Raw genomic sequence first — 8,437 nt, forward strand, 5'->3', positions numbered from 1 at the left:
ATCCTTGCGGGGCGGTGGGGAATGCTCAGCCTAGGCAGGGATGATCGATGGCGTGGCAGGCGCTTTGTCAGGCGATATTTCATGAAAAAAGCCCCTGCCGATTACTCGGCAGGGGCTTTCCTGTAGCGCTGTAGGAAGCTTACAGGCCGGCGGCGTCGCGCAGGGCGGCGGCGCGGTCGGTGCGTTCCCAGGTGAAGGTGGTGAAGGTGTCGTCACCCACGGTCTTCTGCTGCGGCTCGCGGCCGAAGTGGCCGTAGGCTGCGGTTTCCTGGTACATCGGGTGCAGCAGGTCGAGCATGGTGGTGATGGCGTACGGACGCAGGTCGAAGCACTCGCGCACCAGCTGGATGATCTTGTCGTCGGAAACCTTGCCGGTGCCGAAGGTGTTGATCGAGATGGAGGTCGGCTGGGCCACGCCGATGGCGTAGGACACCTGGATCTCGCAGCGCTCGGCCAGGCCTGCGGCTACGATGTTCTTGGCCACGTAACGGCCGGCGTAGGCGGCCGAACGGTCGACCTTGGACGGGTCCTTGCCGGAGAACGCGCCGCCACCGTGGCGCGCCATGCCGCCGTAGGAGTCGACGATGATCTTGCGGCCGGTCAGGCCGCAGTCACCCACCGGGCCACCGATGATGAAGTTGCCGGTCGGGTTGATGTGGTACTGGGTACCCTTGTGCAGCAGCTCGGCTGGCAGGGTGTGCTTGACGATCAGCTCCATCACCGCTTCCTGCAGGTCTTTTTGCGAGACCTCAGGGTTGTGCTGGGTCGACAGCACCACGGCGTCGATGCCCACCACCTTGCCGTTTTCGTAGCGGCAGGTGACTTGCGACTTGGCGTCCGGGCGCAGCCACGGCAGCAGGCCGGACTTGCGCGCTTCGGCCTGGCGCTCGACCAGACGGTGCGAGAAGCAGATCGGCGCTGGCATCAGCACTTCGGTTTCGTTGCTGGCGTAGCCGAACATCAGGCCCTGGTCGCCGGCGCCCTGGTCTTCCGGCTTGGAGCGGTCGACGCCCTGGGCGATGTCCACCGACTGCTTGCCGATGATGTTCATCACCGCGCAAGTGGCGCCGTCGAAGCCGACGTCGGAGCTGTTGTAGCCGATGTCGATGATGACCTTGCGCACCAGGTCTTCCAGGTCGACCCAGGCCGAGGTGGTGACTTCGCCGGCGATGATGGCGACACCGGTCTTGACCAGGGTTTCACAGGCCACGCGGGCGTATTTGTCCTGGGCGATGATGGCGTCCAGTACCGCGTCGGAAATCTGGTCGGCGATCTTGTCCGGATGCCCTTCGGACACGGACTCGGAGGTGAAAAGGGAGTATTCGCTCATCTCGAGGGGTTCCTGAATTTACCGATGTTGTGTGTCGCCAGTGGCCCGCAGGAAATGGCGAACCTGAATCTGGAAACCGTTACGCAAGCCCACGTAGAGGCTGTCTTGCGGGGACAGCCCCGCCGCTGTGGCCCAACGGGCCAGGTCTTCCTGCTCGAAACCAAGCCACAGGTCGCCGCACGCTTCGCGGGCCCACCCCTGGTCATGGCTGCACAGTTCGGTGACCAGCAGGCTGCCGCCTGCCTTCACCCGGGTGGCCAGCTGGCGCAGGGCCAGGGCCGGGTCGCTGAAATGGTGCAGGACCATGTTCAGCACCACGCAGTCGGCGTTTGCACCTGTTGCACCCAGTGCATCGGCCAACTGCAGATTTACGTTATGCAAATTTTCCCGCTCGCACACCTGGCGGGCCAGCTCGAGCATGGTCGGGCTGTTGTCCATGGCGGTGACCTGGGCGAAGCGCCGGGCAAGGTCCGGTAGAAAACCGCCGTCGCCCGGGCCGACTTCCAGCGCACAGGCTTCGGGCCCGAAGCTGAGCTTGTCGAGCAGCGCCAGCAGGCTTTCGCGGTACTGCGGCAGGCCGGCGATCAGGTCTTGCTGGGCGCGAAATTTTTCTTCCACGCGCAGGAAGAAGTCCTGGCTGGTGGCCGCGCGGCGCTGTTGTACCTGGGCGATGCGCGCCAGTACGTCTTGCGCCAGGGCCAGCTCGTCGACCTCTTCGAGCAGCGCCGAATGCAGGCGCCCGCCCAGGCGTTGGCTGTCGGGCAGGGCGCGGCGGTAGAAGATTGCATTGCCTTCGCGACGGGTGGCCACAAGCTCCGCCTGGGCCAGCACTTTCAGGTGGTGGCTCATGCCGGACTGGCCGATGTCGAAGATCTGCGCCAGCTCCAGTACGCCGAACGAGTCGTTGGCCAGGGCGCGCAAAACGTTCAGGCGCAGCTCGTCGCCACTGGCCTTGCACAGGGCGGCCAGTGCGTCGCTTTGCTGGGGAATCGATTGCGCACGCAGGTTCATGACGCGGCAGTCTAGTCAGGTGCTGTTGCCCCCGCAAGACCAATATCAAAAAGTTTTGATATTGGCTGATCAATGGGCGGGATTAGCGGTCAACGAGGACTTCGTGGGAGCGGGCTTGCCCCGCGATTGCGTCAGCGCGGGGCAAGCCCGCTCCCACGTTTTCTCCTTTTTTGCCGGTAAAACACAGGAAAAATGCCCGACTGCGACCATCCGTCATTGCCCCCGGCCCCCGCAGTGGGCGAAAATGGCCGCCTTTTTTCGTTTCACCACCTATTCAAGCCCCAGGAGATCAGCGATGCCCAGCCGTCGTGAACGTGCCAACGCCATTCGTGCCCTCAGCATGGATGCCGTGCAAAAGGCCAACAGCGGCCACCCAGGTGCCCCCATGGGCATGGCGGATATCGCCGAAGTGCTTTGGCGCGACTACCTGAAGCACAACCCGAGCAACCCGAGCTTCGCCGACCGTGACCGCTTCGTGCTGTCCAACGGCCACGGCTCGATGCTGATCTACTCGCTGCTGCACCTGACCGGCTACGACGTCACCATCGATGACCTCAAGGGCTTCCGCCAGCTGCACAGCCGCACCCCGGGCCACCCGGAATACGGCTACACCCCGGGCGTCGAGACCACCACCGGCCCGCTCGGCCAGGGTATCGCCAACGCCGTGGGCTTCGCCCTGGCAGAAAAGGTGCTGGCTGCCCAGTTCAACCGTGACGGCCACAACATCGTCGACCACAACACCTACGTGTTCCTGGGCGATGGCTGCATGATGGAAGGCATCTCCCACGAGGTCGCCTCGCTGGCCGGCACCCTGGGGCTGAACAAGCTGGTCGCCTTCTACGACGACAACGGCATCTCCATCGACGGTGAAGTGCACGGCTGGTTCACCGACAACACCCCGGCACGCTTCGAAGCCTACAACTGGCTGGTGATCCGCAACGTCAACGGCCACGATGCCGACGAGATCAAGACCGCCATCGAGACCGCGCGCAAGAGCGACCGCCCGACCCTGATCTGCTGCAAGACCATCATCGGCTTCGGTTCGCCGAACAAGCAGGGTAAAGAAGACTGCCACGGTGCTCCGCTGGGCAACGACGAAATCGCCCTGGCCCGCAAAGAGCTGAACTGGAACCACGGCCCGTTCGAAATCCCCGCCGACATCTACGCCGAGTGGGATGCCAAGGCCGCCGGTGCCAAAGCCGAAGCCGAGTGGAACCAGCGTTTCGACGCCTACGCCAAGGCCTACCCGGAACTGGCTGCCGAATTCAAACGCCGTGCTGCCGGTGACCTGCCAGCCGACTTCAGCGAGAAGGCCCAGCAGTACATCAACGAAGTGGCCGCCAAGGGTGAAACCATCGCCAGCCGCAAGGCCAGCCAGAACACCCTGAACGCCTTCGGCCCGCTGCTGCCCGAGTTCCTCGGCGGCTCCGCGGACCTGGCCGGTTCCAACCTGACCCTGTGGAAAGGTTGCAAGGGCGTCGAAGCCAATGACGCCAGCGGCAACTACGTGTTCTACGGCGTGCGCGAGTTCGGCATGACCGCCATCATGAACGGCGTCGCCCTGCACGGCGGCCTGGTGCCTTACGGCGCCACCTTCCTGATGTTCATGGAATACGCCCGCAACGCGGTGCGCATGTCGGCACTGATGAAGCAGCGCGTGATCCACGTTTACACCCACGACTCCATCGGCCTGGGCGAAGACGGCCCGACCCACCAGCCGATCGAGCAGCTGACCAGCCTGCGCAGCACCCCGAACCTGGACACCTGGCGCCCGGCCGACGCGGTGGAATCTGCCGTGTCCTGGAAGCACGCCCTGGAGCGCAAGGACGGCCCTTCGGCGCTGATCTTCTCGCGCCAGAACCTGCAGCACCAGGGCCGCGACGCCCAGCAGATCGCCGATATCGCCCGCGGCGGTTACGTGCTCAAGGACTGCGCCGGCGAGCCTGAGCTGATCCTGATCGCCACCGGCTCCGAAGTGGGCCTGGCGGTGCAGGCGTTCGACAAGTTGAGCGAGCAGGGCCGCAAGGTCCGCGTCGTATCGATGCCGAGCACCAGCGTGTTCGACGCCCAGGACGCTGCGTACAAGCAGTCGGTACTGCCGCTGCAAGTCGGTGCGCGTATCGCCATCGAAGCTGCCCACGCCGACTTCTGGTACAAGTACGTCGGCCTCGAAGGCCGCGTCATCGGCATGACCACCTACGGCGAGTCGGCCCCGGCCCCCGCGCTGTTCGAGGAATTCGGCTTCACCCTGGACAACATCCTGGGTACCGCTGAAGAGCTGCTGGAAGACTGATGTAAAAGTGAAGGGCGGTGACGCCCTTCATGTCGTGCAAGGGGAGGGCTTCGCCCTCCATCGCGACACAAGGCCGCTCCTACAGGTATTGCGCAGGCCCGAGACCTTCGCGATACCTGTAGGAGCGGCCTTGTGTCGCGATGGGCCGCAACGCGGCCCCAACAGCCATCATGCGTTCGTGAGACCTCTGATGCCCCACCCGCGTCCCTACAAAGTTGCACTCAACGGTTACGGCCGCATCGGCCGCTGTGTCCTGCGCGCACTGTTCGAGCGGGGGGCGAAGGCCGGTTTCGAGATCGTCGCGCTGAACGACCTGGCCGACCAGGCCAGCATCGAATACCTGACACGCTTCGACTCCACCCACGGGCGTTTCCCCGGCGAGGTGAAGGTCGACGGCGATTGTCTGCATATCAATGGCGACTGCGTGAAAGTGTTGCGCAGCGCCACCCCCGAGGGCGTCGACTGGGCAGCCCTGGACATCGACCTGGTGCTGGAGTGCTCCGGTGCCTACAACACCCGCGCCGAGGGCCAGCGCTTTCTGGATGCCGGCGCGCCGCGGGTGCTGTTCTCCCAGCCCATGGCCAGCGAAGCCGACGTCGATGCCACCGTGGTGTACGGCATCAACCAGGCTTGCCTGAGCGGCCAGGAGCGCCTGGTGTCCAACGCCTCCTGCACCACCAACTGCGGCGTGCCGCTGCTGCGGGTGCTGGACCAGGCGTTCGGCATCGAGTACGTGCAGATCACCACCATCCACTCGGCGATGAACGACCAGCCGGTGATCGATGCCTATCACCACGAAGACCTGCGCCGCACCCGTTCGGCGTTCCAGTCGGTGATCCCGGTGTCCACCGGCCTTGCCCGCGGCATCGAGCGCCTGCTCCCGGAACTTGCCGGGCGAATCCAGGCCAAAGCCGTACGCGTGCCGACCGTCAACGTCTCGTGCCTGGACATCACCCTGCAGACCGCCCGCGACACCAGTGCCGCCGAGGTCAACCAGGTACTGCGCGAGGCCGCGCTGGACGGCCCGCTCAAAGGCTTGCTGGCCTACACCGAGTTGCCCCACGCCAGCTGTGATTTCAACCATGACCCGCATTCGGCCATCGTCGATGCCAGCCAGACCCGCGTTTCCGGCCCTCGCCTGGTGAACCTGCTGGCCTGGTTCGACAACGAATGGGGGTTCGCCAACCGTATGCTCGACGTTGCCCAGCATTACCTGCACGTCGTAAACCCTACCCGCAGCAAACAGCCCTGAAGGACTGCATTCATGACCGTGTTGAAGATGACCGACCTCGACCTGCAAGGTAAGCGCGTACTGATCCGCGAAGACCTCAACGTACCTGTGAAGGACGCTGTGGTAACCAGCGATGCGCGTATCCTGGCAGCGCTGCCGACCATCAAGCTGGCCCTGGAAAAGGGCGCGGCGGTAATGGTCTGCTCGCACCTGGGCCGCCCGACCGAAGGTGAATTCTCTGCCGAGAACAGCCTCAAGCCGGTCGCCGACTACCTGAGCAAGGCCCTGGGCCGTGACGTGCCGCTGGTGGCCGATTACCTGGGCGGCGTCGAGGTCAAGGCCGGTGACCTGGTGCTGTTCGAGAACGTGCGCTTCAACAAGGGCGAGAAGAAGAACAGCGACGAGCTGGCGCAGCAGTACGCGGCCCTGTGCGACGTGTTCGTGATGGACGCCTTCGGCACCGCCCACCGCGCCGAGGGTTCCACCCACGGCGTGGCCAAGTTCGCCAAAATCGCCGCTGCAGGCCCGCTGCTGGCTGCCGAGCTGGACGCCCTGGGCAAGGCCCTGAAGGCCCCGGCCAAGCCGATGGCCGCCATCGTCGCCGGCTCCAAGGTATCGACCAAGCTGGACGTGCTGAACAGCCTGAGCTCCGTGTGCGACCAACTGATCGTCGGTGGCGGCATCGCCAACACCTTCCTCGCCGCTGCCGGCCACCCGGTGGGCAAGTCGCTGTACGAGCCTGACCTGGTCGAAACCGCCAAGGCCATCGCCGCCAAAGTCAGCGTGCCGCTGCCGGTGGACGTTGTGGTTGCCAAGGAGTTCGCCGAAAGCGCCGAAGCCACCGTCAAGGCCATCGCCGACGTGGCGGCCGACGACATGATCCTGGACATCGGCCCGCAAACCGCCGCCAACTTCGCCGAGCTGCTGAAGTCGTCGAAGACCATCCTGTGGAACGGCCCGGTCGGCGTGTTCGAGTTCGACCAGTTCGGCAACGGCACCAAAGTGCTGGCCAAGGCCATCGCCGACAGCGCGGCGTTCTCCATCGCCGGCGGTGGCGACACCCTGGCGGCCATCGACAAGTATGGCGTGAGCAAGGATATCTCCTACATTTCTACCGGTGGCGGTGCCTTCCTCGAGTTCGTTGAAGGCAAGGTGCTGCCGGCCGTGGCGATCCTGGAAGAGCGGGCAAAAGCCTGACAACGGCGGCGCCTGGCAAAGGGAGCGACCTGATGGTCAAGCAATTGCCTGTGATGATCGTGGCCTTGTTGCTGGGCGCCTGCGCAAGCAACAAGGGCGCCGATGGCGAACCGTCGCAGCCGCCCAAGGGCGGTTGCTACCAATCGCAATGGCAGGCCGAGACGGCCCCGGTGATCAACAAGCGCCTGGGCCCGGACGGCCTGGAAAAGTACGACGACGAACACCAGCGCAAGGCCCCCGGCTGCCCTTGATCGGGCTCGGAGCAACCAAGCGTGGGTTTTGTGGTCTTGGATTAGGGGTTGCTGCGCAGCCCTTCGCGGGTAAACCCGCTCCCACAGGCATGTGTGACCCCTGTGGGAGCGGGTTCACCCGCGAAGGGCCGCGCAGCGGACCCAGCATGAGGTTTAACGGATGAAAGCACTACTGGCCCTGATGGCCCTGGCAACCCTGGCGGGCTGCTCGCTGCTGCAACCCGCCAAGCCCGCCCCGGCGGACAACTGGACCCGCTGGGTCTGCGACAGCCAGGCCGAGGTGCTGTGGCGCTTCGCCGACGCCAAACAGGACACGGTCGACGTGCGCCTGGGTGGCGGCGACCAGGTCTACCGGCTCAAGGCCGAGCCGGGCGCCTCGGGCGCGCTGTACAGCGATGGCGTGCTGGCCTTCCACACCAAGGGCGAGGAAGGCCTGGTGTACTGGGTGGCGACCGACGATCTGATTGGGCGGGGCTGCAAGGCACCGTGACTGGCCGGGCCGCCACGGTGGCCCACACTACTTGAACAGCAACCGCCCCTGCGGCAGGCTTGCATGAAACAAACGACGCTTGTCGGGAGAGAGATACACAATGGCACTCATTAGCATGCGCCAGATGCTGGACCACGCCGCCGAGTTCGGTTACGGCGTTCCGGCTTTCAACGTCAACAACCTCGAGCAGATGCGCGCCATCATGGAAGCGGCTGACAAGACCGACTCCCCGGTGATCGTCCAGGCTTCGGCCGGCGCCCGCAAATACGCCGGTGCCCCGTTCCTGCGCCACCTGATCCTGGCCGCCATCGAAGAATTCCCGCACATCCCGGTGTGCATGCACCAGGACCACGGCACCAGCCCTGACGTGTGCCAGCGCTCCATCCAGCTGGGCTTCAGCTCGGTGATGATGGACGGCTCGCTGGGCGAAGACGGCAAGACCCCGACCGACTACGAGTACAACGTGCGCGTGACCCAGCAGACCGTGGCCATGGCCCACGCCTGCGGCGTTTCGGTAGAAGGCGAGCTGGGCTGCCTGGGTTCGCTGGAAACCGGCATGGCCGGTGAAGAAGACGGCATCGGCGCCGAAGGCGTGCTGGGGCGCGGCGAGCGGCTGGGGGGGGCGGGGGGGGGC

The 8,437-nt window shown here is 65.0% G+C and carries 8 protein-coding genes; 6 read left to right on the plus strand and 2 right to left on the minus strand.

The genetic code is table 11. From position 1 onward, the window contains the following. Positions 1 to 139: 139 nt before the first annotated feature. Positions 140 to 1,330 (minus strand): methionine adenosyltransferase, encoded by a 1,191-nt coding sequence (gene metK / locus ACI2KK_RS08400; protein ID WP_217887285.1) that lies wholly within the window; start codon positions 1,328 to 1,330, stop codon positions 140 to 142. A gap of 18 nt (positions 1,331 to 1,348) precedes the next feature. Next, on the minus strand, positions 1,349 to 2,341 hold the full coding sequence (locus ACI2KK_RS08405) for a metalloregulator ArsR/SmtB family transcription factor (protein WP_217887286.1): 993 nt from the start codon (positions 2,339 to 2,341) through the stop codon (positions 1,349 to 1,351). Positions 2,342 to 2,636: 295 nt separating this feature from the next. Here ACI2KK_RS08405 and tkt point away from each other — a divergent pair, with 295 nt between their 5' ends. The 6 genes from tkt to ACI2KK_RS08435 all read left to right on the plus strand — a co-directional run. Continuing rightward, positions 2,637 to 4,634: a transketolase gene (gene tkt, locus ACI2KK_RS08410; RefSeq protein WP_404668575.1), complete on the plus strand. Its 1,998-nt coding sequence runs from the start codon at positions 2,637 to 2,639 to the stop codon at positions 4,632 to 4,634. Positions 4,635 to 4,824: 190 nt separating this feature from the next. Next, positions 4,825 to 5,886: an erythrose-4-phosphate dehydrogenase gene (gene epd, locus ACI2KK_RS08415; protein WP_404668576.1), complete on the plus strand. Its 1,062-nt coding sequence runs from the start codon at positions 4,825 to 4,827 to the stop codon at positions 5,884 to 5,886. Between the two features lie 12 nt (positions 5,887 to 5,898). Further along, positions 5,899 to 7,062 (plus strand): phosphoglycerate kinase, encoded by a 1,164-nt coding sequence (locus tag ACI2KK_RS08420; RefSeq protein ID WP_404668577.1) that lies wholly within the window; start codon positions 5,899 to 5,901, stop codon positions 7,060 to 7,062. A 32-nt stretch (positions 7,063 to 7,094) separates the two neighbouring features. Further along, on the plus strand, positions 7,095 to 7,313 hold the full coding sequence (locus ACI2KK_RS08425; protein WP_369988432.1) for a hypothetical protein: 219 nt from the start codon (positions 7,095 to 7,097) through the stop codon (positions 7,311 to 7,313). Between the two features lie 160 nt (positions 7,314 to 7,473). Next, positions 7,474 to 7,803, plus strand: coding sequence for an MliC family protein (locus ACI2KK_RS08430; RefSeq protein ID WP_217840637.1), 330 nt, complete (start codon positions 7,474 to 7,476; stop codon positions 7,801 to 7,803). Positions 7,804 to 7,903: 100 nt separating this feature from the next. Further along, on the plus strand, positions 7,904 to 8,437 hold a 534-nt coding region (locus ACI2KK_RS08435), incomplete at its 3' end, for a class II fructose-bisphosphate aldolase (protein WP_404668578.1).

The sequence above is a fragment of the Pseudomonas sp. NPDC089406 genome, assembly GCF_044900265.1.
GTDB classification, from domain to species: Bacteria; Pseudomonadota; Gammaproteobacteria; order Pseudomonadales; family Pseudomonadaceae; genus Aquipseudomonas; species Aquipseudomonas fakonensis.